Source organism: Streptosporangium sp. NPDC049046, from assembly GCF_040649155.1.
Lineage (GTDB): Bacteria > Actinomycetota > Actinomycetes > Streptosporangiales > Streptosporangiaceae > Streptosporangium.
On sequence record NZ_JBEZEZ010000003.1, the window covers coordinates 183820 to 208839 of the forward strand.

A 25020-nucleotide genomic window follows, 5' to 3' on the forward strand; every position below is an offset into this window, starting at 1 on the left:
CTGTCACAAAGCGCGACGACGCCGCAGCTCCTCAAGCCATTCACGCACCTGCTCGTCGCCGTGCAGAAAGTCCCCATCCGGCCCGTGGGCCAGATCAATCCCGTGCAGCAGCCTCAACGCCCACCACTCCAGGTCGTCCCAAACGAGATAATCATCAACAACCCAGCGGCATGCCCACCGGTCGGCCTTGTCCCGGCTCATCCGCCCATCGAGAACCGCAACGAAGCACTGCTCGATCTCGTTCAGTCCCGGCTGCTCGTCGCCGCTCATGAGCTGACCGTACTTCGAACGGGACACGTGTTGCCCAATGCGGCATCAGGCGTTGCGCCAGGCATCGGTGACACAGGAAGCCTCGAAGTGCCACCAACCGTCTTCCTCGCCACGAATCAGTAGCGCCTTTATCTGGCCGAGTTCGGCGTCGGGCGGCACGTTGAAAGCAACCAGCGGTAGGTCCTTGCTGAAGACCTCTCCGTCCAGACCGAACGGCGCCAACCGCTCGTGCACGGCCTGGGCACTTGGTCCGAGTGGACCGCTGGGAACGGCCAGGACCCGCACGGTACAGCCTCCCGACGCCTCCGCACGTTCCTTGGCCCAGTGAAGCCCTTCGGCATCGGTAGCGAACCGCACGACATCTCCCATGGCCACCCCCTCCTGCAGAAAGGGGACGCTCTCCAGACGGGCGGTGTCCTCGCCAAGCCGCGTGGCCCAGAGCCCCTCGGTGCTGTAGGGAAGCCACCCCTCTCGCGGCACGAACCGGAACCAGACCTTGATCCGGTTGTCCTCGGTGGTGTCGTGCTCCGGTGAAGTCGTGGAGGCCATGACCGACATGATCGCGCATTCTTCTTGGGCATCGAGCCCTGCCAAGACGCCCGAGGAGACGAACCAGAACACCGGCCAACCTCTCCTCCCTCAATCCACTCATTCACTTGTGCGGACAAGTTGCCGTAGGCTAGTCTCAACTCGATCGGACAAGTGGACGACCGATTGTAGGTCGGCCCGTACAGAGTGGAAGGAGCATCTGACATGGCTATCCAAGGCCCCATCCCCGTCAGCTTCACGCAGGTCTTCCCGCACGGCTGCTACGTCGTCGGCGAGGTCGAGCAGGTCAAGGACTTCGACGCCTCCAGCAAGGGGCGCACGGTCTACGCCAAGGACAAGAACACCGGCGAACTCATCTGGCAGGTCGCCGTGATGGACGCCGATCCCACCGTGAAGGCCGGCCAGAAGACGGTCTCGGTCAAGATCCTGTCCCCGACTCAGCCCGTCGTCCCGGCCGCGCTGCCGGGCCTGCCGTTCGTGCCGGTGGAGTTCGACGGCATGACCGCAACCGCGTACGTCGGCCAGAACACCGGCCGTCTGGCCTGGTCGATCCGGGCAACGTCGATGCGCGCTCCCCGCTCCGCGACGACTCCCGCTCGGCAGGCCGCTGCGGCTCCGGTCAAGGAGACGACCGGTAAGGACGTGGCCGCGTGAGCGAGCACAAGCCCTACACCTACGTCACCGCGTCGATCCACGAGGGCCTCACCCGCTTCGATGTCTCCTTCTGCACCTCGGACATGTCGGCCAAGGCGTTCGGGGGCGACGGTGAGCGGCCGTTCCTGACCCTGTCCAGCGCTGAGGCGCAGATGACCGTCACCACCACGGGCGGCGGGCCGGTCACCGAGCGGGACGTGACCCTCGCGCGGGAGATCTTCGCCGCTTCCGCGCGCTACCTGGCCGACTGCGAGCGCCTGCACACCGAACAGCCCATCAACCCCGACCAGGTCGAGCAGGACAAGACGGCCTGACACGTAAGCGGGGCCGCCAGAAGCGCCAACTTCCGGCGGCCCCTCGGTTCTCCCTCTCACGCGAATTCAAGGAAGAGGTTCCAGCCTAATGTTCAAGAAACTGCCTGGAGACGAGGCACAGCACCTCGTCTCCACCACCCCCGATACCGCCGTCGTCTTCCGTCCGGCCGTCGTCCGTACCCCGGCGATCGTCACCATTGTGATCTTCGCGTGGCGGCTGCTGGCCGGTCTCCTGCGGTTGCTGTGGCGTCACCCGATCGCCTCGGCCGTCGCCCTCACCCCCTGTGTGCTCACCTACTTCTACGGCTGGCGCTGGGGCCTCGGCCTCGTCGTCCTGGTCCCGCTTGGCCTCACCGCGTGGTGCCTGCTCGCTCGTCCGTCGTTCCTGCGTCTGGTGGGCTGGCGGCTGCTGGCCTGGTGGCGACTGGTGTGGGTCTACCGGCGTCACTGGCAACCGGTAATGATCATCTCTGGACTCGGCCGTCACTTACGCGGCCGGGACTACCTTCCCCGCATCGTCCGCGTCACCTGCACCTCGTGGGCCGACCTGGTCACGGTGCGGATGCTCACCGGGCAGGCGGTCAAGGACTGGGCCGACCGCACCGACCATCTCGCCCACGGGTTCGGTGCCCAATCGTGCCGGGTCTCCGTCGCACGCTCGGGCCGGCTGCTGCTCGTCTTCCCCCGGCGCGATCCCCTCGCCACTCCGCTCGCGGCCGTGCCGGTTCCGGCTGAGGCGTCGGTGGGTCCGGTGGAGGTCGGCACCTGCGAGGACGGTAAGCCCTGGTTGCTGAAGGTCCATGGCACTCATGTCCTGGTCGCCGGAGCCACCGGGGCGGGCAAGGGCTCGGTCATCTGGTCGACGATCCGCGGTCTGCTCCCCGCCACCCGCGCGGGCCTGGCCCAGGTGTGGGCACTGGATCCCAAACGGATGGAACTGTCCTACGGACGTGACCTGTTCGGCACCCGCTACGCAGCCAGCCCGGCCGACTGCGCCGACCTCCTCGAATCCGCCGTACAGATCATGCAGGAGCGGGCCGACCGCTACGCCGGACTCCAGCGCAACCACACCCCCACCCTCGATGACCCGTTCGTCCTGGTGGTCGTCGACGAAGTGGCGTTCCTGACCGCCTACCAGTCCGACAAGGGTCTGAAGCTGCGGATCTCGGCTGCCCTGGCGACGCTCACCACGCAGGGCCGCGCGGTCGGGTTCGGCGTCATGGCCGCACTCCAGGACCCGCGCAAAGAGGTCATGAACATCCGCAACCTGTTCCCCGACAAGATCGCCCTACGGCTGGACGAGTCCGAGCAGGTCGACATGGTCCTCGGCGACGGCGCACGGGATCGCGGCGCGCTGGCCGATCACATCTCTCCGATCCCCGAGCAGGGCGCCGGTATCGGCTACGTCCGTCTGGAGACCTCGCCCGACCCGATCCGGGTCCGCGCCGCGTACGTCTCCGACTCCGACATCCGCGCGATGGCGCTGGAGGTGGCGGCGTGAGGGTCTGCTTCTACGGCACCGACGAGGAGATCACCCGCCTGTGCGAGCGGCCCATCCTGGCCGTCCTGGGAACCGGTCACGCTCAGCCCGTCCTGGCCTTCGAACTGTTCAACATCCGCGTCAGCACCGACCCCTACCAGAGCACGTTCCGGCTGTCGGCCGACCTGTCCGAAGTGGAGAGGAGCGAGCGTGACTGAGCTGGCCTACATCCTCGACGGCCTGCGCTGCTCAGCCTGCCACGCCGTCAACACCCTGTGGCTGGACCTGATCCGCGGCCTGGTCGAGTGCCGCGAGTGCGGACAGGGCGCCTTCCTCGACCCCGACCACGATGGGGAGGACGTGTGAGCAACCCCAACGAGCACGGCCTGTCGCGGGCCGAACGTCAGAGAATGCCGCGCGCGCTGGATGTCGCCATGGAGATCGCCAAGCACAACGGCGTGTGCATCCGGCCCGTGGTCCTGCGTCGACTGGACACCCACACCGGGCTCACCGAGGACGTCAACGTGCCCTGCGGGGCCACCATGGACGCCAAGTGTCCCTCCTGCGCTCGACGCAACCGCTACCTGCGGATGGCCCAGTGCCGGGAAGGCTGGCACCTGGAGGCCGAACCTTCGACCACTCCGGATGAGCCGAATGAGGAACAGCGCTGGCTGGTGGAGTTCCGCGCCGACATCCAAGCCCAGCGCGATGCCGCGGAGAAGGCCGACGACGACACCGGCGACCTGGACGCGATCCTCACCGGGCTCGATGCCGAGATCAACGAGGCCGGGATGCGGGGCAACCTGCTCGGCCGTGCCGCCGGTAAGCGCAACCGCTCGACCCGGCGACGCCAGGACGCCCCCGACCTGCCCAAGCGGGTCCGGCAGAACACCACGCTCGGGCGGACCTTCACCGGATCGGACGGGGCCGTCTACCGGCCGTCGCTGTTCGTCACGCTCACGCTTCCCTCGTACGGCAAGATCCGGGCAGGACAAGGCGTGCCCGTCGATCCGGACGCCTACGACTACACGCGGGCGGCTCGGGACGCGCTGCACTTCTCCAAGCTCGTCGACCGCTTCGTGCAGAACCTTCGCCGGGTCGCGGGCTATGACGTGCAGTACTTCTCCTCCGTCGAACCACAGAAGCGGCTCGCTCCGCACCTGCACATGGCGATCCGCGGCACCATGCCGCGCGCTGAGATCAAGCAGATCGCGGCTGCGACCTATCACCAGGTGTGGTGGCCGTCCGTCGATGAGGTCGAGTTCGACGGCGATCACCTCCCGGTGTGGGCCGAACGCTCCCCACGGGAAGACGGCACCCCCTACCCGGACGGGCAGGACGGCGACTACCTCGACCCGGCCACCGGGGAACTCCTCCCGACCTGGCACGAGGCACTCGACCAGCTCGACAACGACGAGGACGCCGAACCACTGCACGTGGTCCGCTTCGGCCCTCAGGTCGATGTCCAAGGCGTCCTGTCCGGCACCCCGGACGCCGACCAGTGCATCCGCTACCTGAGCAAGTACCTGACCAAGAGCCTCAGCGACACCCTCGACACCGACAACCCCGCCCAGCGAGCGCATGCCGCCCGCATGGTCGAAGCACTGCGCTACGAACCCTGCTCCCCGGCCTGCCCGAACTGGCTGCGCTACGGCGTACAGCCCAAGAACCCCAAGGCAGGCATGGCACCGGGCCGGTGCCGGGGCAAGGCGCACAAGCCCGAACACCTCGGCTACGCGGGCCGTCGCGTCCTGGTCTCCCGTAAGTGGTCGAACAAGACCCTGTCCGAGCACAAGCGCGACCGCCGCACCTGGGTCATGGAAGCGCTCGGCCTGGCCGACGAGGTCCCCGACCCGCACCGCTACGTCTGGAAGCCCGTCCCGGCCGGCGACGGTGACATCCCCTCCCTGGCCCTGCGACTGCTGCGTATGGTCGCCGAACGCCAGCGCTGGCGAGCAACCCTGCTCGCACTTCAAGAGAAGGCGACCGGACAAGACCTTTCGGCAAGCAGGGAGGCGGCATGAAGAAGAAGGACGACGACAAGCTCATGACCGTCCCCGAAATCCTCGACAAGCTCGGCGGGATCTCCGTCCGGACCCTCTATCGCTGGCGCGAGATCGGCAAGTTCCCCCGTGGCCTGCGACTGCCCAACGACGAGATCCGCCTCTACCGCAGCGAGTTCGAGGCGTGGCTTGAGAGCCTCCGGGAGGCGGCGTGAACACCTCGTACGACGTGAAGTTCTTCGAGATCAGCCGGAACAAGTCGAGCAAGACGCCTTCGTACGTGGTGCGCTGGGCGGTCGCCCGGAAGCGGTCCTCGAAGACCTACCGCACCAAGGCGCTCGCCGAGAGCTTCCTGTCCGACCTGCGGCAGGCGGCCAAGCGAGGTGAGGCGTTCGACGTCGAGAGCGGTCTCCCCCTGTCGATGATCAAGGCCAAGGAGGCCCGGACCGTCCTTGAGTTCGTCGTGGCCTACATCGAGATGAAGTGGCCCCACGCGGCGGCCAAGAGCCGGGACAGCATGTCAGACGCACTCGCCACGGTCCTCCCCTCGCTGACCAAGGACCGTCCCGGCCGTCCCGATGCCGAGACCATGCGAACGGTTCTCCGTAAACACCTCCTCCTCCCGGAGGGTAGGAGGGCGGAGACTCCCCCGGAGATGGCGCAGGCGATCCGCTGGCTTCAGTCCGCCTCGCTCGACCTGGCTGCCCTGAACGACGCCAAGACGGTACGGCTGGCACTCGACGCGCTCGCCCTCCGTCTCGACGGCAAGGCCGCGGCGCCGAACACCATCGCTCGCAAGCGAGCCGTCTTCCATGCCGTGCTGGAGTACGCGGTGGAGCTGGGAGAGCTGGACGCCAACCCGCTGCACAAGGTCAAGTGGAAGCCCCCGAAGGTCACCGAGACCGTTGATCCTCGCGTGGCGGTCAATCCCCGGCAGGCTCAAGAGCTGCTCACGATGGTGACCTATGTGGGCGGGCGCGGGCGTGGCCGGCGGCTCATGGCGCTGTTCGCCTGCATGTACTACGCGGCGCTGCGTCCGGCTGAGGCGGTCGGCCTGCGCCTCCAGGACTGCCACCTTCCGCTCAAGGGCTGGGGGCGGCTGACGGTCGACATCTCCCGGCCAGAGGTCAACACGCACTGGACGGACAGCGGGGACGCCCACGAGGAACGGGGACTCAAGCACCGGGGCCGTGCCGACGTGCGTCCGGTGCCGATCCCGCCGGAGCTGGTCGCGATCCTTCGTCGGCACATCGAGGAGTACGGAACCGGCGCGGACGGGCGGATCTTCCGTAGCGAGCGGGGCGGCGTGATCGCGTCGACGGCCTATACCGAGGTGTGGCAGGAGGCTCGGAAGCTGGCCTTCACTCCGGCCCAGGTGACCTCTCCCCTGGCTCGCAGACCGTACGACCTGAGGCACGCGGCGGTCTCGCTGTGGCTCAACGCGGGTGTCTCGGCTCCCGACGTGGCGGAGCGAGCCGGGCACAGCGTGGACGTCCTGCTGCGGGTCTACGCCAAGTGCCTCGACGGCCAGAAGGACCTTGCCAACAAGCGGATCGGTGACGCGCTCACCGCATGACATGCCTGCCGTACGACCAGGACCTCGGAGACTCTCCGGGGTCCTTCTGCGTTTCAGGAACCCGGTCCTCAGCGCTGTGCCGCCCTGGCGGCCCGAACGGCGGCGGGAACCTCCTGGAGATAGAGCCGGAATCCTTCCGCCTCCGGCTCGAAGCCCAGCGAGGTGTAGAGGCGATGGGCGCCATCGACGGCATGGCGCTTGTGGGACAGGAGCTGGACCTTGTTGCACCCCGCGGATCGAGCGTCACTGAGAAGTCGCCGCATCATCGCGGTAGCCACGCCCGTACGGCGATGACCGATGGAAACCACGACCGCTTCGACGAACGCGGTAGGGGCACAGCTGTAGGTCAGGTTCGGCATCGTCATCAACATCGCCGTCCCGACCACCTGATCGTCGACCTCGGCGAGGTAGACGGTGAGATCGTCGGATCGCATCATCCGCGTCCAGGTCCGCTGTTCAAGATCCGAAGCTGCGCGGGGAGAGTCATCTCCGGGATCTCGCTCGGCGGCGTAGACCTGCAGGACTGCCAACAGGTCCTCTGGAGAGGCAGTCCGAACAGTGCACGGTACGACAGCGTCCATCACCTGATCAGCATGCCCGTCTTGAGCAATCGTGGCCACCAGAGCGACGCCTGTGAAACCGAGAGAGCGGACGTTGGCTGACACGGCGCTGGAAAGCCAGCACGACCTGGGAAAACGCGGCCAAGATCATTGCACGCATATTGGTGGAGTGGTGACATGCGGCTGCTCACGACTGCGTTCGGCTGCATGTCCCGGAAACGCAAAAGAGGCCCCGGAGGGCCTCTGAGCTGCCAGTTTGGCTGGTGGCAGGTGCAGGACTTGAACCTGCGTAGGCTGAGCCGACGGTTTTACAGACCGCTCCCTTTGACCACTCGGGCAACCTGCCATGTCTTCCGCTTGCGGCGGCGACAGGAAGAAGAATAGCGGACTTCCGGGGGTGACGTGACATCGACGGAGGGCACCTCCGGATACCCGCTCCTATCAGGACTTTTGTGCCCATACCGCTGCTCGGATTGGCGCCTTCTGGGGAAGGAGTGACGCGAGAGGCGTCGCGGTGCCGGGATGTGAGGTGGCCCGATGGGGGTGGAGGCCGGGGACGGGCAGGGGGCGCGAAGGACTGAGGAGGGAAGACGCGCAGGGTGAGTGAGGGGCGGGAGGGGTGAGAGGGGAGATGAGACGCGCCGAGGTGGGAAGGACCCGTGAAGGACGGGTGAGGACACGCTGCCGCCTCGGCATCGGCGGGAGATGCTGGCTAGGCTGATCCGTTACGTACGCGTCTACCGAACCGGCTCGCGGACGTCGCCGTGATTCGCGGTCCGTGGTCTGCGGGAGCCGGGGAGTGATTCATAGTTCTGGCAGGTCAGAGGGGATTGTGCTTTGGCGGATTCATCGTTCGACATCGTTAGCAAGATCGACCACCAGGAGGCCGACAACGCGCTGAACCAGACGATCAAGGAGATCGGGCACCGATTCGACTTCAAGGGCACCGGCGCGGCCATCGCCTGGTCGGGCGGCCAGAAGGCCGTTGAGATCAAGGCCAACAGCGAGGAGCGCGCCAACGCGGTGCTCGACGTCTTCAAGGACAAGCTGATCAAGCGGGGGCTCTCTCTCAAGATCCTGGACGCGGACGAGCCCAAGCTGTCCGGCAAGGAGTACCGCCTGGTGGTGACCCTCAAGGAGGGCATCGACCAGGAGCACGCCAAGAAGATCTCGAAGATCATTCGCGATGAGGGGCCCAAGGGCGTCAAGGCCCAGATCCAGGGCGAGGAGCTCCGGGTGAGCTCGAAGAAGAGGGACGATCTGCAGGAGGTCATCGCCCTTCTCAAGGGTAAGGACCTGGAGATCGCCCTTCAGTTCTCGAACTACCGCTAGCGGGTGAGCGGTCGCGACCCCGGCCTCCGGCTCCGGGATCCAGCCCGCCGAAGAAGGCGTATCCGGGCACACGGCCAGGGGCACACGCGCATGCCTTCGCGTGTGCCCCGGTCGCTTCACCTCCCCGGTCCGTGAGCGGAGGTACGGCCTCTCGGCGAGGGAGAGGGCGGGCAAGGCGGGAGACGGGACCAGGAGACGGGGAAGGCGGGAAGAGCCGGGAGCGGAGAGTCCGAGGGGGAAGGGGTGTCCGCGGGCGAGAGGGCTCACCGGTTGGATACAGCTGTTGGAGGCGACGCAGACCGGCGAACGGCAAAGAACTATCGTCCTGTTCATGGGGAAAATTCACGACAGGATCAACGACCGGCTGCGTGAGTTCATCGGAGCGCAGCCGGTCTACTTCGTGGCCACGGCTCCCGAGAAGGGGGGTCATGTCAACATGTCCCCCAAGGGGTACGCCGACACCTTCGCCGTTCTCGACGACACCACCGTCGCCTACCTCGACCTGGACGGCAGCGGGGTGGAGACGATCGCGCACCTCCGCCAGAACGGCCGCATCACGGTCATGTTCTGCGCCTTCTCCGGCCCTCCCAACATCCTCCGCCTGTACGGCACCGGCCGGGTCGTCGTACCGGAGAGCCCCGACTTCGCAACACTGATCAAGAATTTCGGTCCGCATCCGGGTGTGCGATCGATCATCGTCGTCGACTGTGACCGGATCTCCGACTCCTGTGGCTTCTCGGTGCCTTTCATGTCCTTCGAGGAGGACCGGACGCTGCTGGACGAGTGGGCGGGGCGCAGGGACGTCCAGCAGCGGCGCGCCCATCGGGCGCAGAAGAACCGCGAGAGCATCGACGGCATCCCCGGTCTCTCCGCGGAGGAGACCGACCCGGTCACGCATCACTCCTGAGACGGCCGTCCCGGCCGGGACCGGCCCGCGCCGCAGGACTGGTCCGTTCGCCCCGCTGGGAAGGGGTTTCCGCTCCTGCCTCGGCCGGAAGACGCCCCTTCCAGTGGCACCGCCGACCGGAAGCGGACGCCCCTTTCGGCGGCACCACCGAACGGAAGGGGTCTCCGCTTCACGCCTTGGCCGGCTTCCCCCGTACGGCGGCACCACCGGCCGGAAGGGATGTCCGCTCCACGCCTCGGTCTGCTTCCCCCGTACGGCGACACCACCGATCGGAAAGGGTGTCCGCTTCGCGGCGAGGTCGGATGACACTCGCGGCGGCACCGTCGACCGGCCTTCCCCGAGGCGTACAGTGAGCCCGTACGTGACGGACGTCCCCCGCTGTCCGGAAAGACTCGGGAGGGCGTCAGTGGGGTTGTTCCGCCGCTTGAGTGTTTGCGTCGGTGCGGTCGCCGTGGTCATGGGAGCGGGTGGCCCGGCGGGGGCCGCGAGCGCGAGGCCGCCGGTCCGGTACGCGGGGCTCGACGGGTGTGTCTGCGCGCCGTGGAAACTCTGGGTACGCGGCGGCAAGGTGGTCGCCCTCCGCGACGCCCGGGTGTTCTCCGTGCGCGGGCAACGAGCACCGCTAGCCCTGTCGCCGAACGGCAGGTATGTCGCGTACTTCCAGCTGGGGGACGGGGCTCTGGTGGTGCGGGAGATGGCCACCGGCGAGGTGCGCGTGGTGCCGGGGGTGATGTGGTCGAACGGCATGCGCACGGCACGGGTCGAGCTCTCCCCCGGTGGGCGGTACGCGGTGCTGGGTATCGGCGGGGAGTATCAGATCCTGGACACCTACAGCGGGGAGGGTGTCCCGTTGCCGCCCGGACTGCGGCCGTGGAGTTTCAGTCCTGACGCGAGGTTCGTGCTCGTGGTGGATGACATGTTCCAGGCTGGGATCTACTCGCTCTCGCCCTTCGCCGAGCGGGGGCGCGTTCCGGTGGGAGGGGCGCTCGGCCCGGGCGGCGAGGTCGTCGCTCACTTCACGGCGCGTGACGCGGGGATCCGCCTGTGGGACGTGTCCACCGGCGGTATCCCCAGGCGCGACCCCGTCGCCGTGCCCGTCGGCAGGACCCCGACCCGGATGCGCTGGAACGGCGCGGGCAATCTCGACCTGCAGACGGTGATCCCGCGCAGGCTCAGGAAGGGGGGAGGTGCCCGCTACGCCTGGTATCGGGTCGATCAGGAGTCGGGTGGTACGGAGCGAATGGGGGGCTTCGTCGTGCCCGGATCCGTGCACAATCCGATCGTCACCGGGCTGACCCCCTGAGCCGCCCCGAACCGTGGAGGTTTCACGGGGGTGGGCAGGGGCTCAAGCGCGAGCGTGCGGTCAGCGGCGGTAGCCGGCCATGCGCTCCAGGCGGGCGACGCGCTCGGCGGTGGGCGGGTGGGTGGAGAACAGTCTGCCGATCCCGGCGCAGCGGAAGGGGTTGGCGATCATCAGGTGGGAGGCGGAGGCGATCCGGCCGTTTTCCGGGAGGGGTAGCTGACGGGTGCCCATCTCGATCTTCCTCAGTGCCGAGGCGAGGGCGAGCGGATCACCCGTCAACCGGGCGCCGGATTCGTCCGCCTGGTATTCGCGGGAGCGGGAGATGGCCATCTGGATCATTCCGGCCGCGACCGGGCCGAGCACGATCATGAGGAGCGCGCCGATGAACCCGGGCCCCTCGTCGTCGTCACCGCCGCCGAAGAACAGCCCGACGTAGCCGAGGTAGGTGATCATGGTGGCGAGCGCGCCGGCCACCGACGAGATCAGGATGTCGCGGTTGTAGACGTGGGAGAGCTCGTGTCCGATGACCCCGCGCAGCTCGCGCTCGTCGAGCAGCTGGGTGATCCCGTAGGTCACGCAGACCGCTGCGTTGCGTGGGTTGCGCCCGGTCGCGAAGGCGTTGGGCTGCATGGTCGGCGAGACGTAGAGCCGGGGCATGGGCTGGCGGGCCTCGGTGGAGAGCTCGCGCACGATCCGGTAGAGGACCGGTTGCTCGACCTCGCCCACGGGCCGGGCACGCATCGCGGACAGCGCGATGCGGTCGGAGAAGAAATAGGCGACGCCGTTGGTCGCCAGCGCGATCAGGACCGCGATCTGCACGCCGGCGCTGCCTCCGAGCCACGCCCCCGCCGCGATGATCACCGCGGACAATGCTCCGAGAAGGACCGCGGTACGCAGACCGTTGTGATGCACTACACCCCCCTCTCGGATGATGCTGGTTCACCCGTGACAACGTCCCCGGCCAGGTCGAACGTTCCCGGACGGTTCAGCCCACGGCGATGAGGCCCGAGGGGACGAGGTCGAGGACGAGCTGCGGGGCGACCGAGAACGCGATCGCGACGATCGCCGCCACCGCGATCGCCGCGGTCGCGGGTATCCATCCGGCACCGCGGCCATCCGTTCTCACGCCCCCCACCACGACATCTCCGGCCACAGCGCTTCCTGTCATGACACCCCCGGTCGCGGTGCCTCCCGCCACGGCACTTCCGGTCGCGCCGCCTCCCGTCATGGCGCTCCCGGTCGCCGAAACCGGAGTGAGGACCGGAACCGGAGTGAAGATCCGTACGACCCAGGCGACGTAATAGTAGAGGCCCACGACCGTGTTCACCGCCATCACGACGGCGAGCCAGCCACCGCCTCCGCCGAGGAGCTCCCGGAACACCACGATCTTGGCGAAGAGCCCGGCCAACCCGGGGGGCAGGCCCGCCAGGCAGATGAGGAAGAAGGCGAGCGCCAGCCCGGCGGCCGGCCTCTGGAGCGCCAGGCCCCGGTAGTCGTCCAGCTCTCCCCCGCCCGACCGCCTCGACACCAGCGTGACCACGGCGAACGCCCCGAGGTTCATCGCCGCGTAGAAGACCAGATAGGCGACCGAGGCGTTCATCGCCTCGTCGTTCCTGATGCCGAGGGGGGCGAGGATGTAGCCCGACTGGGCGACGGAGGACCAGGCGAGCAGTCGTACGGCGTGGCGTTGGCGCATGGCCAGGAGGTTGCCCACGGTCATGGTCAGCGCGGCGAGGATCGCGATCAGCGGGACCCAGGTGGCCCCCTGGCCGCCCAGGGCGACGACCAGGACGAGGATCAGCCCGGCGAACCCCGTCGCCTTGGAGACGACGGACAGCAGGGCCGCGACGGGGATGGGGGCACCCTGGTAGACGTCGCCCGCCCACGCGTGGAACGGCACCGCCGCGATCTTGAAGGCGAACCCGGCGATGACCAGGACCACGGCCACGGTGACCACGGCGGGCAGGTCGTAGCCGATCCGCAGCGAGGACTCGTAGGCGGTGCCGGCGCCTCCCGAGCCGGGTCCGAGACCGGTGGCGGCGGAGACGCCCTGCCGCAGGACGTGGGCGATGCGGTCGAGGTAGACGGTGCCGGTCGTCCCGTACAGCAGGGAGACCCCGAAGAGCATCACCGCCGTGGAGACCACGGAGACGAGGAAGAGCTTGACCGCCGCCTCGGAGCTTCGGCCGTCGTACCGCCTGAGCGCGGTGAGCGCGAACACCGGCAGCGAGACGAGCTCCAGAGCGACCACCAGCATGATCAGGTCACGGGAGGCGGGCAGGGCGACGGCGCCCGCCAGCGTGCAGAGCAGCAGGAAGTACCACTCTCCGACGGGGATGTCTCCCGAGGAGAGTTCGGTCGCCGACAGCAGCACCACGACGATCCCGGCGAACAGTGCGAGCCCGGCGAAGACCAGCGTGAAGTCGTCGACCACGAACGAGCAGGGTGCCACGGCGGCCGTGGGCGCCGTCGGCCCGGCGACCGGGGGGACGATGGCCCCGATCGCCGCCTGGGGGGAGCCGAGCAGGCCCTCGGGCACGCAGAAGGTCCGCAGCGGGTCTCCGGCGCGTACGGCCTGCGAGATCACCACCGCGAGGGCGCCGATCACCCCGGCCAGCGTGACCGCGCCGAGTGCCGTCCGGACGTACGGCCTGCGGGGCAGGAAGGCGTCCAGGAGCAGCACGAGCCCGGCGGTGAGGGCGAGGATGAGGGGCGGTGCGACCGCGTAGTAGTCGATCGACTGGATCATGGCGCGCCCACCAGGGTCCGGACCACCGGATCGGTGAGCAGGAGGAGCGCCTTGGGCCAGAGGCCGAACAGCAGGATCAGCGCGATCAGCGGCACCCAGGCGGCCAGTTCGTAGCCCGTGACGTCGGGCATGCGTGATCTGGCCGTGCTCGTCGTCCCCGAGGTCACCGCCGAGGCCGTCTCTGAAACCGTCCCCGCAACCGTTTCCGAAGTCGCCGCTGAGATCGCCCCCGGAGAGGAAGCGTCTCTCCCACCGCCTGTCGCCACGGGGATGCCCTCCTTCTCGTCGGCCTCGGGGGTGGGAGCGCCCTCTTCGCGGTCATTCTCTCTGTGATCGTTCTCCTCACCGGTCGGGCCCGTGGAGGGGAGACCGCCCGTGGTGACTCCGGCCAGGACCGGGACGTGGACGGTCTCGGTGCTCCGGCCGTGGGTGACGCGGGAGAGCATGAGCAGGAAGTAGGCGGCGGTCAGCACGGTACCGAGACCTCCGAGGGCCATGAAGACCAGGTAGAGGGGGCGGGACAGGCCCGCGGCCGGTTCGAAGGCACCGAGGAGGGCGAGCATCTCGCCCCAGAAGCCCGCGAGTCCCGGCAACCCGAGCGAGGCGACGCAGGCGAAGGTGAGCAGGGAGGCGAGCCGGGGCAGGCGTGTCATCATGCCGCCGCCCAGAGCCGGCATGTCGGAGGTGCCGTAGCGCTCCTTGATCGCTCCTGCGACGAAGAACAGCAGGGCGGTGATCAGGCCGTGGGCGATGTTGCCGAACAGGGCGCCGTTGACTCCGGCCGGGGTGAGCGTGGCGAAGCCCAGGAGCACGAACCCCATGTGGCCGACCGAGGAGTAGGCGATCATCCTCTTGAGGTCGCGTTGGGCGAGACAGGCCAGCGAGCCGTAGACGATGCCGACCACCGCGAAGGCTCCGAGCCAGGGCGCCACCGCGACGGCACCGTCGGGCAGGATCGGGATCGCGACGCGGGCGATGCCGTACGTGCCCATCTTGAGCAGCACACCCGCCAGGAGCACCGAACCGACGGTCGGTGCCTCGGTGTGCGCGTCGGGCAGCCAGGTGTGCAGCGGCCACATCGGGGCCTTGACCGCGAAACCGATGCCGACGGCGAGGAAGGCGAGGGTCTGCACCGAGGGTGACATGCCCGCCCCCCGTGCCTGCGCGAGGGCGGTCATGTCCAGGGTGCCGGTCTGCGACCAGATGAGCAGCAGGCCGAGCAGGAGGACCACCGAGCCGAGCAGGGTGTAGAGGATGAACTTGATCGCCGCCGCGCGGCGGGCACGCCCGCCCCAGACGGCGATCACGAAGTACATCGGGATGAGGACGACCTCGAAGAAGACGAAGAACAGCAGCAGGTCGAGCGCGAGGAACGTGCCGATCATGCCCACTTCGAGGACGAGCAGCGTGAACACCAGCGCCCGTGGCCGGTTGCCTCCCGGCCGCGGCGCCAGCAGCTGCCCGGGTCCTTCGGCACTGCCCCGGCACAGGTAGACGAAGCACAGGAAGGTCAGCAGCGTGGTCAGCACGACCAGCGGCAGCGAGATCCCGTCCACGCCGAGGTGGAACCTGAGGTCGAGGCCGGGGATCCAGGCCAGGTCGGTCACGAACTGCGGCGGGGCGGCGTTTCCGTAGTCGAACGTGGCGGCGAGCAGCACCGACAGCGCGAACGTGAGCCCGGAGACGACCAGGCCGTGCACCCTGAGCAGCCGCCTCCTGGCCGCGACGTCCGCTCCGGGGAGTGCGAGCAGCGCGGCGGCCCCGGCGAGCGGCACGCCGAGGAGCGCGATCAGCAGCCAGCTCATGGCGTGACCACCTCACAGGGGCCGGGCACCGGGTCCGTCGCCGTGCCGGGCTTTGGGACCGGTGTCGGGGTCGGTCGCGGGGAGGGGGTCACCGGCGCATCACCGCCAGACGGATGAGGAGCAGCACCACGAGAGCGACGATGCCCCAGAACAGCAGAGAGATCATCTGAAAATCACCGCCCACGCCGCGATCAGGAGGATTCCGGCCAGCAGGCCGGTGATGTAGAGCTGGGCGTTGCCGTTCTGCATCAGGCGGACCAGTCTCGCCAGGCCCAGGGTCGCCTGGCCCGAGCCGCGCACGGCACCGTCCACCACACGGCTGTCGGTGCGGGCGACGAGGCTCGCGAAGAGCAGCGTGGGGCGGACGAAAAGCCTGGCGTACAGGGAGTCGACGTAGAAGGCGCGCTCGCACGGGGCTCTGAAGGGGCCGAGCAGGCGGGCCGGGTCGCGCATGGAGTCGGAGCGCCACGCCGCGTAGACCGCCCCCGCACCCAGCAGCGCCACCGCGAGACCGAGGGCGGCGGTGCCCCAGTGGACGTCGCCGACCCGGACGAGGCCGAGGAGCAGCGCCGGGACGGCCAGGACGAGGATGGGCACGCGCATGGTGGCCGGAGCCTCGTGAACGGCAGTGTGGGCGGCGGTGGGGACAACGGCATGGGCGGCGTGAGGCGTGCCCGGCGCGGGCTGGAGCTCGGGGAGGGTATGGGGCTGGGGGGCGCGCTGTCCGAAGAAGGTGCGCAGCCACGCCCGGGTGGCGTAGGCGCCGGTCACCGCGACCGTGGTGAGCGCGCAGCCGTAGAGCAGCAGGGCCGCGCTGCCGGTCAGCGTCCCCGAGGACAGGGAACGCTCGATCGCCACCAGCACCTCGTCCTTGCTGAAGAAACCGCTCGCCGGGGGGAGGCCCACCAGGGCGGCGAAGCCGATCGTCGTCGCGGCGAAGGTGACGGGAAGATCCTTTCTCAGGCCTCCCATCGTGCTCATCAGGTTGGAGCCGACCGCGTGGATCACAGCACCGGCGCAGAGGAAGAGAAGTGCCTTGAAGGCGCCGTGGGTGATCAGGTGGAAGACCGCGGCGCTCCGGGATCCGGCGGCCAGGGCGCCGGCCATGTAGGCGAGCTGGCTGATCGTGGAGTAGGCGAGGACGCGCTTGAGGTCGTCTTGGGCGAGGGCCGCGAGGGCCGCGCCGAGCATTCCGACGGCGGCCAGGACCGCGAGGATGTCCAGGGTGGGTTGGGCGCCGAGGAAGGCCGGGTAGAGGCGGGCGACGACGAAGATACCCGCGGCGACCATGGTGGCCGCGTGGATGAGGGCACTGATCGGTGTCGGTCCGGCCATCGCGTCGGGGAGCCAGACGTGCAGCGGCACCTGGGCGCTCTTTCCCGCGACCCCGGCCAGCAGCAGCATGGTGGCCGCGATGAGCGTGCCCGACGACATCTCGGGGACCTTCGCGATGACGTCGGCGATCCTGAAGCTGCCCGCCGCCGTCCCGAGAACGAAGATGCCGAACAGGAAGCCGACGTCGCCGATCCGGGTGACGAGGAACGCCTTGATCGCCGCTCGCGAGTTGGCCCGGTCTTCCCACCAGTGCCCGACCAGCAGGTAGGAGCACAGCCCCATGATCTCCCAGCCCACGTAGAGGACCAGGAGGTCGGCCGCGTAGACGACGAGCAGCATGGCGCTGGTGAACAGGCTGATGAAGGAGCTGTAGGACGGGTAGCGCCGGTCACCGCGCATGTAGCCGACGGAGTAGACCTGCACGGCCAGCGCGACCACGCCGACGAGCACGGCGATCGACGCGGCGAGGCCGTCGACCAGCAGGCCGACCGAGATCGGCACCGAACCCGTCTCGATGACGGCGAACGTCGCGGTGACACCGTCGATCGCCCCCTGGGCCCCTGCCCCGGCCGGTGCGGGCGACTCGATCCCGCTCCCGCCCCTGCCTGCCGCCCAGGTGGCGTAGGCGAGCCAGATCGCCAGGGCCGCGGAGATCGCGGTGGGCACCACGGCGATCCAGGCGGCCCTGCGGTTGGCGTCGGTGTCGGGGGCGGGGTTGACCTCGGAGGTGGTGGGCTTGGGGGCGGCGCTGTCGCCGGTGTCCGGGGGCGTCACGCTTCGAGGACGCCGGGGGAAGCGGGAGCCGAGAAGCCCGACGGCCGCCGCGAGGAAGGGCAGGAGGATCACGAGCGAGGCGATGGTGATCATGGCGTGTCACCCTGCCCGGGGTCCGGCTCTCCGGCCGGGGCCGAGTCGGTCTTTCCGGCCGGGACAGGCGCGGTCTTTCCGGCCGGGACCGGATCGGTGGAGCCGGACAGGACGGGGTCGGTCGAGTCGGACAGGGCCGGGTCGGGCGAGTCGGACAGGGAGCGGAGGCGATCCAGGTCGACGGTCCGGCGGTTGCGGTAGAGCGCGAGGATGATCGCGAGGCCGAGGCCGACCTCGGCGGCGGCGATCACGATGACGAAGAGGGTGAGGACCTGCCCGCTGTGCAGCCGGTCGCGCAACCACACGTCGAAGGCGACCAGGTTGAGGTTGACGGCGTTGAGCATGAGCTCGACGGACATCAGCACGAGGATCGTGTTGCGGCGGGCGAGCACCCCGTACACGCCGATGGAGAACAGCAGTGCCGAGACGACCGCGGGATAGACGACGTGCACGTCAGTCCCTCCCTCGGATGTCGGTGCGTGACAGGACGATGGCGCCGATCAGGGCCGCGAGCAGCAGGACGGAGAGCGCTTCGAAGGGAAGCACCCAGTTGCGGAAGATGCTGGAACCGAGCTCGGCGGCCGAGCCGCCACCGGGCTCAAGCTGGATGTACGCCATGCGGAAGCCGTCGACGACCACGGTGACCAGCACGGCCGCGGTGGCGATCGCCACGACCGCCGCGGCCGGACGGTTAGGGCTGTCGAGGTCGGCGCTCCTGCCGATCGGGGCGCGGGTGAGCATGATGCCGAACAGGAGAAGGACCACGATCGCGCCGACGTAGATCAGCACCTGGACCCAGGCGACGAACTCGGCGGTGAGAACCAGATAACACCCGGCCAGCGCGCCGAAGCAGACGACCAGCCACAGGGCCGCGTGGACGAGCTGCCTGGTGGTCACGACGAGCAGCGCCGACCCGACGGCCATCGCGCCCAGCAGAAGGAAGACGATCTCCTGCCCGGTCGGCGACAGGTAGGACGGCACCTCGGTCACCTCTCCTCCCCGGGCTCTCCACTCGGATCCGTGGGAGGAGTCTGCCCCGGCGCGGCCGTCGCCGGAGGCGCGTCGTCCCCGCCTGTGGATAACTTTTCGACGGACGACCCGCCTGTGGACGGATCGTTCTTCTTCGGCAGGGCCCCCGGCGGCCGGATCGCCCGGACGCTCGAAGCGGGTCTGGGAGAAGCGGCTCCGGAGGAGGTGGGCCGGGGGCGAACCGGACGGGGGGCGGCCGCGAGTTCCTTCGGCGGATCGGCGTTGGGCTCGTGCGCCGGGGGCGGCGGGACGGTCTGCGCCCAGGCCGCGAGTTTGTCCTTCTCATGGAGAAGGTTACGGATGTCGCCGTCGGCGTACTCGAACTCCGGCGACCAGAACAGCGCGTCGAAGGGGCAGACCTCGATGCAGATCCCGCAGTACATGCACAGGGAGAAGTCGATCGCGAAGCGGTCGAGCATGTTGCGGGCCCGGGGGCGGCCGCCCTCCGGGGCCGGGAGGGTCTCCTTGTGGGAGTCGATGTAGATGCACCAGTCGGGGCACTCGCGGGCACAGAGCATGCACACCGTGCAGTTCTCCTCGACCAGCGCGATCACCCCCCTGCTCCTCGGGGGCAGCTCCGGCCGGACTTCGGGGTACTGCTGGGTCACCGACCTGCTCAGCATGTGGCGAAGGGTGACGGAAAGCCCCTTCGCCAATCCCACTCCTGGTATCCGTGCCACAACTCAACATCATGACGCACAGTGGGGCGCTCGGGAATGCGTGGAACCACGAGACCGTAATGACGGGGGAATCAGCGAGGGAACCGGGTTATCCACAGAAGTTATCCACAGACTGTGTGTTCGAGAACCGCCCTCCAATCGCCGACTCGCCACCGAAGCGTCTGCAGAGATCCGGAAAAAATCGTATTGTTCGCCCCATGTCCCACCAGTACGGGCCGGCCTGGCAGTCGCAACCACCGGCACGATCCAACACGGCGTGGAGCGTCGTGTGGACGCTGGTACCCGCGCTGACCTGCGGCGTCGGGACACCTTTCATCATCGGCCACGCCGCGCGCAAGCTGCGGAGCCCGTTGCTGGCCCTCGCCGCCGTCCTCTACGGCCTCGGCGTCGGCATCTTCATGACCGCCGCGGCCATCTACGGGAGTTCCGACGACATTCCGATCGCGCTGGACACCGTCGCGACGATCGGTCTCTTCGGCAGCTGGCTCGGTGGGCTGGGCCACGCGCTGATCCTCAGGGGGTCGGTCTTTTCGCAGGGGACCTCCCCCGCGTTCCATCCGGGGCCGTCGTCTCCCGGGTACGGCCACGTCCAGCGACCGCCCCGGCCGCCGTCGTACCAGACGGGTCCCACCGAGGTCTCGATGCTGCACCCGCCCGCGCAACGGCCGCAGCCGCGACTTCCCGAGCCGCCGCAGCACCACGGCGGGTACCAACCGCAGCCACAACCCCGTCACGACGACCGGCCGCCCCGGTATGCGCCGCCCCAGCCCGCCCAGGGGCACTTCGTCCACGGCCAGCCCACCCACACCTCCCAGGACCGCTTCGCGCAGGGCGGGCCCGCGCACACCCCCCGGGACCGCTTCGCGCAGGGCCAGTCCACCCACGCCTCCCAGAGCCCACACGTCCCCTTCGCTCAGGGACAGCCCACCCACACCTCCCAGAACCCGCACACCCCCTTCGCCCAGGCCGGGCCCACCTACCCCGCGCAGAGCCGGAACACCCCCACCCCCCAGGGCTGGCTGGGGCCGTACCGGCTCATCGGCCACCTGGGGAAGGGCGGCCAGGGAACGGTTCACCTCGCACTGACCCCGCAGGGACAGAAAGTCGCGATCAAGGTGCTGCACGAGCACTTCACCGGCAACCAGGTGGTGAGGGAGCGGTTCCTGCGGGAGGTGGAGGCGACGCGCAGGGTGGCGACGTTCTCCACGGCGCGGGTGCTCGACGTGAACATCAACGAGGACCAGGCGTACGTCGTCAGCGAGTACGTGGAGGGCGACTCCCTGGAGCAGCTGGTCCGCGACAAGGGTCCGCGCGACGAGGACGGCCTGACCCGGCTCGCCCTCGCCACCGCGGGCGCGCTCGCCGCGATCCACCGGGCCGGCGTGGTGCACCGGGACTTCAAGCCGGCCAACGTGCTGATCGGCGCCGACGGCCCCCGCGTCATCGACTTCGGTATCGCCCGAGCCCTCGACCAGGTCACCTCGACGTCGGGCAACATCATGGGCACCCCCGCCTACATGTCGCCCGAGCAGCTCGCGGGCCGGACGATCGGCCCGGAGACCGACGTGTTCAGCTGGGCCGCGACCATGATCTTCGCCGCCTCGGGAAAGGCCGCCTTCGGGGAGGACACCATCCCCGCCATCCTGAACCGGGTGATCAACCACCATCCGGACCTGACAGCCCTGCCCCAGTCGCTGCGCCCGCTCGCCGCCGCCTGCCTGGACAAGGAGCCGGGCAACCGGCCCACGGCCTCCGACATCATGCTGCGGATCGTGCAGTAGGGGACCGCGACCACCGGGGCCCGCACCGAGCCGGGCGCGGAGAACCGCGCCCGGAGGATCGTGCCGGGAAGGTGGCGCCCGGGAGGACCGTCCCCGGAAGACCGGGCCGGGGCACCGACCGTCTCTCGGAGACCGTGCCGGGACACCGGGAAGACCGCCTCTCGGGGACCGTGCCGGAGAGGTGGCCACCGGAAAGGCCGTCCCCGGGAGACCGTGCCGGGGAAACCCCGCCGAGCTCGGCTCCGGAGAGCCGGTCAGATGACCGCGCAGAGCATTGATCGACATCGGATGCGGCCAGACCGATCCGTTGCGACCCGCGGTTCACCGATGGCCGGACATCGCCTGTTCCTTACCTGATCGGCGTTCTAGGGAACCGCGTCCTTCGCCCGCGCCGTCAGGTCCAGATACTCCTCGCGCGTCAGCCTGCGGATCGTGAGCTCCAGGTCGTTTCCCGTGGCGAAGCGCTCGACCTGCGTCTCGTCCCAGCGTCCCGGCAGGTGGAACAGATCCCCGCCCACCAGCAGGCCGGTCTCCCCTGTCTCCACCGAGTACAGCAGGAGCTCGGACGCCTCAAGCTCGCGGGTCCTGCGCGCGGTCTCCAGCAGCAGGCGGCCGTGAACGGCCACCAGGCGGCAGTGCGGCTGGCCCTCGCGCCTGAGCACGCGTCCCTGGGCGGTCTGGTTGCGGGACCTGCGACGGCCGACCCCGACCACGACGACGGCCCCGACGACCGTCAGCGCGGCCAGCACGAGGGCGGCGACCCCGAGCGGCCCCATCCCCCGGGTGACGTCGGCCCGGGTCTCGGTCAGGTTGAGGAGCACGAGCGTCACGAAGACCGCCCCGTAGGCGAGCACCGCCCACATGAGCACGTACAGCAGTTGCTCGCGCCACCACACCTTCGGCGAGCTCAGCGGCGGTCTGAGGCTTCTCACGCCGGGCACGCGTAGGCGCGGCAGGGGCGCGGGCGCCCGGCGCCAGGTCACCGCGCGCCATCTCGGCGACCGGCGGGCGAGCGCGACCCTGGCCTGCTGCGGGGTGTCGAACGCCCTGAGTTCGAACTCCAGCCCGTTGTCCGCGGCGAACGTCTCCACCGCCCTCCTCGACCGGGAGCCCGGGGCCTCCAGCATGACCAGGCCGGACTCGTCGAGTATCGCCAGGCCGTATCTCGTCCTGCCCCTGCCGGGATATCCGAAGATCAGCAGTGTGCTCGCCCGGCCCTCCCCGGTGAGCGGCAGCCGCACCGGCGAATGTTCCGGCACATCGACGACCAGTTCATCCTTGTCCACGGCGAGCGCGAGGGTCATGCATTCCGTCCTTGGCAGGTGGTGTCACAGAGTGTAACTCCCTGCCCTGTGAGGAGACTTCGAACGTCAGATCATCCGGTAAAACGCCCCGGACGGCACGGAAAAGCTCGGGTGAATGGGACGAAAAGGTTCATCCTATGGCGATAGCGACGATTCCCGTCAGTGCGAGCTGGACGAGCGCCAGCGGCACCAGGACGACCCAGGCGAGCTTCTGCAACTGGTCCTCACGGAGGCGGGGATAGCTCACCCGGAGCCAGATGATCACGAAGACCAGCAGGAAGACCTTGAGGAGCATCCACACCGGCCCCGGCAGGAAGGGGCCGTGCCAGCCGCCGAGGAAGAGCACGCTGGTGAGCGCGGACACCACGATGATCCCGGCGTACTCGGACAGCATGAAGAGGGCGAACCTCATGCCGGTGTACTCGGTCATCGGGCCCATGATGAGCTCGGAGTCGGCGATCGGCATGTCGAACGGCGGGCGGCGCAGCTCGGCGAGCCCGGCGACGAAGAAGACGACGCCGCCGATCGCCTGCCAGGGCAGCCACCACCACTGCCAGGCCTCCACGATGCCCGGCAGGGAGAGCGTGCCCGCCGCCATCGCGACGCTGGAGGCCGCGAGGACCAGCGGCAGCTCGTACGCCATGAGCTGGGCCGCCGAGCGCATCCCGCCCAGGGCGGAGTACTTGTTGCCCGAGGACCATCCCGCCATGATCGAACCGAGCACGCCGACCCCCATGACGGCAAGGACGAAGAACAGCCCGGCGTCCAGGTCGACCCCGACCAGCCCGGGTCCGATCGGGATGACGACCATCGCGAGGAGATAGGGGACCAGTGCCACGCCGGGGGCGAGGGTGAAGACCCGGCGGTCGGCCGCGACCGGGATCACCTGCTCCTTCTGCATGAACTTGACCCCGTCGGCGATCAGCTGGGCCCAGCCGTGGAAGCCCCCGGCGTACATGGGACCGAGGCGCGCCTGCATGTGCGCCATCACCTTGTGCTCCATCTGCCCGGCGACCAGCGGCAGCACCAGGAAGACCGCGACGATCACGACGAGCCGTACCACGACGTCGAGCACCTCGGCGATCACGGGCACCTCCGGTCCCTCGGGGAGACTCCCCGGCCACCACGGATCACGCGGGTCGCGCGGGCGCGAGACGGCCGGGCGGGCCCGTCGCACGACAGCGGATCGGCCGACCCTCCGCGCGGCATGCGCGGTATCCCGGGAGCGCGAGACGGCCGGGCAGGGCCGTCGCATGACAACAGCCTGGCCGATCCGTCGCGCGGCACGCGCGGTGTCTCGCGGGTGCGAGACGGCCTGCGGAGTGTCTCAGTCGTCACGCTCGCGCCCCCAGTCGGCGGGCACCCCCGGCGGGAGCGTCTTGCGACGGCTCGGCGAGCCGTGGCCGGACTCTCCCGGCTCCTTGGCACCCGGCCACGCCTTGGCGACCCGGGCGGCCAGTACGAAGTCCTTGCGCAGCGGGAAGCCCTCGAACCCCTCGGGGAGCAGCAGCGGCACCAGGTTCGGGTGGCCCTCGAAGACGACGCCGAACATCTCGAAGGTCTCGCGCTCGTGCCAGTCGGCTCCGCGGAAGACGCCGACCGCGCTGGGCAGCCGGGGGTCGGCGCGCGGCACCCGGGTGCGCAGCAGCAGGTGGGCGCGCGAGACGGGGGCGAAGAGGTGGGCGACGACCGCGAAGGCGTCCGGCGGCTCGTCCACCGCGGTGAGCCAGTCGAAGAACTCGTAGCCCTCGGCCCTCGCGGACTCCAGCAGGCCGAGCCAGCCGTCGGGATCCACGTCGACGGTGATCTGGCCGAAGGACTCCGACACCCGGGCGCCCTCGCCGTACGCGAAACCGAGCGCGGAGCCGGGGGTGGGTCCGGGCGCGGGTTTGGAACCGGGCCCGGAGCCGGGTGAGGACGCCGGTGCGGAACCGGAGACGGGTGCGGAGCCGATCTCCGGACCGGGCGCGGAGCCGGACACGGAACCGGGCTCGGAGCCGGGGGTGGCGGGGTTCGGGGACTCGGGGCGGTCAGGCATAGCGATCACTCAGGTTCTCCGCGGCGATCTTCTCCTGGAGCATCATGATGCCGTGGAGCAGCGCCTCGGGCCGGGGAGGGCAGCCGGGGACGTAGACGTCGACCGGGATGATCTGGTCGACGCCCTTGGTCACGCAGTAGGAGTCCCAGTACGGGCCGCCGGAGTTGGAACAGGCTCCGAAGGAGATCACGTACTTGGGGTCGGGCATCTGCTCGTAGAGCCGCTTGACCGCGGGGGCCATCTTGTCGGTCACCGTGCCCGAGACGATCATCAGATCCGCCTGCCGGGGACCGTTCGCGAACGGGATGACCCCGAACCTGATGAAGTCGTGCCTGCTCATCGAGGTCGCGATGAACTCGATCGCGCAGCAGGCGAGACCGAAGTTGAACGCCCACAGTGAGTAACGGCGCCCCCAGTTGAGGATGAAGCGCATGGGCTTGGGGGCCAGACGCGAGACTGGCCCCACGGTGGGCATCGGGAGATC

The 25020-nt window shown here is 69.2% G+C and carries 25 protein-coding genes, 1 tRNA gene and 1 pseudogene; 12 read left to right on the forward strand and 15 right to left on the reverse strand.

Features of this window, described 5'->3' with window-relative positions:
* Positions 1 to 3: 3 nt before the first annotated feature.
* The gene (locus tag AB0B96_RS05230; protein ID WP_362896690.1) at positions 4 to 270 is read right to left on the reverse strand and encodes a hypothetical protein; all 267 of its coding nucleotides are present in this window, start codon (positions 268 to 270) and stop codon (positions 4 to 6) included.
* Between the two features lie 45 nt (positions 271 to 315).
* The gene (locus AB0B96_RS05235) at positions 316 to 891 is read right to left on the reverse strand and encodes a DUF4265 domain-containing protein (RefSeq protein WP_362896692.1); all 576 of its coding nucleotides are present in this window, start codon (positions 889 to 891) and stop codon (positions 316 to 318) included.
* 132 nt (positions 892 to 1023) lie between these two features.
* Between AB0B96_RS05235 and AB0B96_RS05240 the strand changes: the two genes are divergently transcribed.
* From AB0B96_RS05240 to AB0B96_RS05275, 8 genes are all read left to right on the forward strand, one after another.
* On the forward strand, positions 1024 to 1473 hold the full coding sequence (locus AB0B96_RS05240) for a plasmid replication, integration and excision activator (RefSeq protein ID WP_362896694.1): 450 nt from the start codon (positions 1024 to 1026) through the stop codon (positions 1471 to 1473).
* Positions 1470 to 1787, forward strand: a complete 318-nt coding sequence (locus tag AB0B96_RS05245) for a hypothetical protein (RefSeq protein WP_362896697.1) — start codon at positions 1470 to 1472, stop codon at positions 1785 to 1787. Before AB0B96_RS05240 ends, AB0B96_RS05245 begins: the two co-directional genes overlap by 4 nt.
* Positions 1788 to 1875: 88 nt before the next feature.
* Positions 1876 to 3288, forward strand: a complete 1413-nt coding sequence (locus AB0B96_RS05250) for an FtsK/SpoIIIE domain-containing protein (protein WP_362896699.1) — start codon at positions 1876 to 1878, stop codon at positions 3286 to 3288.
* Positions 3285 to 3485: a hypothetical protein gene (locus AB0B96_RS05255; protein WP_362896701.1), complete on the forward strand. Its 201-nt coding sequence runs from the start codon at positions 3285 to 3287 to the stop codon at positions 3483 to 3485. Before AB0B96_RS05250 ends, AB0B96_RS05255 begins: the two co-directional genes overlap by 4 nt.
* On the forward strand, positions 3478 to 3633 hold the full coding sequence (locus AB0B96_RS05260) for a hypothetical protein (protein WP_362896703.1): 156 nt from the start codon (positions 3478 to 3480) through the stop codon (positions 3631 to 3633). The genes AB0B96_RS05255 and AB0B96_RS05260 overlap by 8 nt, the downstream gene beginning before the upstream one ends.
* A gap of 44 nt (positions 3634 to 3677) precedes the next feature.
* Entirely contained in the window at positions 3678 to 5291 is a 1614-nt protein-coding gene (locus AB0B96_RS05265) for a replication initiator (protein ID WP_362896888.1), read from the forward strand.
* Positions 5288 to 5485 carry a helix-turn-helix domain-containing protein gene (locus tag AB0B96_RS05270; protein WP_362896705.1) on the forward strand — a complete coding sequence of 66 codons (198 nt, stop codon included), beginning with the start codon at positions 5288 to 5290 and terminating at the stop codon, positions 5483 to 5485. The genes AB0B96_RS05265 and AB0B96_RS05270 overlap by 4 nt, the downstream gene beginning before the upstream one ends.
* Positions 5482 to 6846, forward strand: a complete 1365-nt coding sequence (locus AB0B96_RS05275) for a tyrosine-type recombinase/integrase (protein ID WP_362896707.1) — start codon at positions 5482 to 5484, stop codon at positions 6844 to 6846. Before AB0B96_RS05270 ends, AB0B96_RS05275 begins: the two co-directional genes overlap by 4 nt.
* Before the next feature lie 68 nt (positions 6847 to 6914).
* On the opposite strand, the gene AB0B96_RS05280 is transcribed toward AB0B96_RS05275, so the two are convergent.
* Positions 6915 to 7427, reverse strand: coding sequence for a GNAT family N-acetyltransferase (locus tag AB0B96_RS05280; protein ID WP_362896889.1), 513 nt, complete (start codon positions 7425 to 7427; stop codon positions 6915 to 6917).
* A gap of 240 nt (positions 7428 to 7667) precedes the next feature.
* Positions 7668 to 7752: transfer RNA gene (locus tag AB0B96_RS05285), tRNA-Tyr, on the reverse strand.
* 491 nt (positions 7753 to 8243) lie between these two features.
* Here AB0B96_RS05285 and AB0B96_RS05290 point away from each other — a divergent pair.
* The 3 genes from AB0B96_RS05290 to AB0B96_RS05300 all read left to right on the forward strand — a co-directional run bounded on the left by AB0B96_RS05290 (position 8244) and on the right by AB0B96_RS05300 (position 10948).
* A complete protein-coding gene (locus AB0B96_RS05290) occupies positions 8244 to 8738 on the forward strand; it encodes a YajQ family cyclic di-GMP-binding protein (protein ID WP_350942824.1) in 495 nt (164 codons plus the stop codon).
* A gap of 331 nt (positions 8739 to 9069) precedes the next feature.
* The gene (locus AB0B96_RS05295; RefSeq protein ID WP_350942823.1) at positions 9070 to 9645 is read left to right on the forward strand and encodes a pyridoxamine 5'-phosphate oxidase family protein; all 576 of its coding nucleotides are present in this window, start codon (positions 9070 to 9072) and stop codon (positions 9643 to 9645) included.
* A gap of 424 nt (positions 9646 to 10069) precedes the next feature.
* Positions 10070 to 10948 carry a hypothetical protein gene (locus AB0B96_RS05300; RefSeq protein ID WP_362896710.1) on the forward strand — a complete coding sequence of 293 codons (879 nt, stop codon included), beginning with the start codon at positions 10070 to 10072 and terminating at the stop codon, positions 10946 to 10948.
* Between the two features lie 60 nt (positions 10949 to 11008).
* Here the strand turns inward: AB0B96_RS05300 and htpX are convergent, their stop codons facing one another.
* The 7 genes and pseudogenes from htpX to AB0B96_RS05335 all read right to left on the reverse strand — a co-directional run bounded on the left by htpX (position 11009) and on the right by AB0B96_RS05335 (position 19356).
* Positions 11009 to 11860, reverse strand: a complete 852-nt coding sequence (htpX, locus tag AB0B96_RS05305) for a zinc metalloprotease HtpX (protein ID WP_362896712.1) — start codon at positions 11858 to 11860, stop codon at positions 11009 to 11011.
* Positions 11861 to 11933: 73 nt separating this feature from the next.
* Positions 11934 to 13697: an NADH-quinone oxidoreductase subunit N gene (locus AB0B96_RS05310; protein ID WP_362896714.1), complete on the reverse strand. Its 1764-nt coding sequence runs from the start codon at positions 13695 to 13697 to the stop codon at positions 11934 to 11936.
* On the reverse strand, positions 13694 to 15502 hold the full coding sequence (locus tag AB0B96_RS05315) for an NADH-quinone oxidoreductase subunit M (protein ID WP_362896716.1): 1809 nt from the start codon (positions 15500 to 15502) through the stop codon (positions 13694 to 13696). Before AB0B96_RS05315 ends, AB0B96_RS05310 begins: the two co-directional genes overlap by 4 nt.
* Before the next feature lie 162 nt (positions 15503 to 15664).
* Complete coding sequence (locus AB0B96_RS05320) at positions 15665 to 17704, reverse strand: NADH-quinone oxidoreductase subunit L (protein ID WP_362896718.1); 2040 nt, start codon at positions 17702 to 17704, stop codon at positions 15665 to 15667.
* A 167-nt stretch (positions 17705 to 17871) separates the two neighbouring features.
* A pseudogene (nuoK, locus tag AB0B96_RS05325) lies at positions 17872 to 18156 on the reverse strand (NADH-quinone oxidoreductase subunit NuoK); the annotation flags it as partial.
* A 1-nt stretch (position 18157) separates the two neighbouring features.
* Entirely contained in the window at positions 18158 to 18694 is a 537-nt protein-coding gene (locus AB0B96_RS05330) for an NADH-quinone oxidoreductase subunit J (RefSeq protein ID WP_362515062.1), read from the reverse strand.
* A complete protein-coding gene (locus AB0B96_RS05335) occupies positions 18691 to 19356 on the reverse strand; it encodes a 4Fe-4S binding protein (protein WP_362896720.1) in 666 nt (221 codons plus the stop codon). Before AB0B96_RS05335 ends, AB0B96_RS05330 begins: the two co-directional genes overlap by 4 nt.
* Before the next feature lie 254 nt (positions 19357 to 19610).
* Here AB0B96_RS05335 and AB0B96_RS05340 point away from each other — a divergent pair, with 254 nt between their 5' ends.
* Complete coding sequence (locus AB0B96_RS05340; RefSeq protein WP_362896722.1) at positions 19611 to 21194, forward strand: protein kinase; 1584 nt, start codon at positions 19611 to 19613, stop codon at positions 21192 to 21194.
* 365 nt (positions 21195 to 21559) lie between these two features.
* Here the strand turns inward: AB0B96_RS05340 and AB0B96_RS05345 are convergent, their stop codons facing one another.
* The 4 genes from AB0B96_RS05345 to AB0B96_RS05360 form a co-directional block, all read right to left on the reverse strand.
* Positions 21560 to 22498 carry a hypothetical protein gene (locus AB0B96_RS05345; RefSeq protein WP_362896724.1) on the reverse strand — a complete coding sequence of 313 codons (939 nt, stop codon included), beginning with the start codon at positions 22496 to 22498 and terminating at the stop codon, positions 21560 to 21562.
* A gap of 130 nt (positions 22499 to 22628) precedes the next feature.
* Positions 22629 to 23582 carry an NADH-quinone oxidoreductase subunit NuoH gene (nuoH, locus tag AB0B96_RS05350; RefSeq protein WP_350943557.1) on the reverse strand — a complete coding sequence of 318 codons (954 nt, stop codon included), beginning with the start codon at positions 23580 to 23582 and terminating at the stop codon, positions 22629 to 22631.
* A gap of 243 nt (positions 23583 to 23825) precedes the next feature.
* Positions 23826 to 24536: an NADH-quinone oxidoreductase subunit C gene (locus AB0B96_RS05355; RefSeq protein WP_362896890.1), complete on the reverse strand. Its 711-nt coding sequence runs from the start codon at positions 24534 to 24536 to the stop codon at positions 23826 to 23828.
* Positions 24529 to 24969 (reverse strand): NADH-quinone oxidoreductase subunit B family protein, encoded by a 441-nt coding sequence (locus AB0B96_RS05360; RefSeq protein ID WP_350943554.1) that lies wholly within the window; start codon positions 24967 to 24969, stop codon positions 24529 to 24531. Before AB0B96_RS05360 ends, AB0B96_RS05355 begins: the two co-directional genes overlap by 8 nt.
* Positions 24970 to 25020 lie beyond the last annotated feature (51 nt).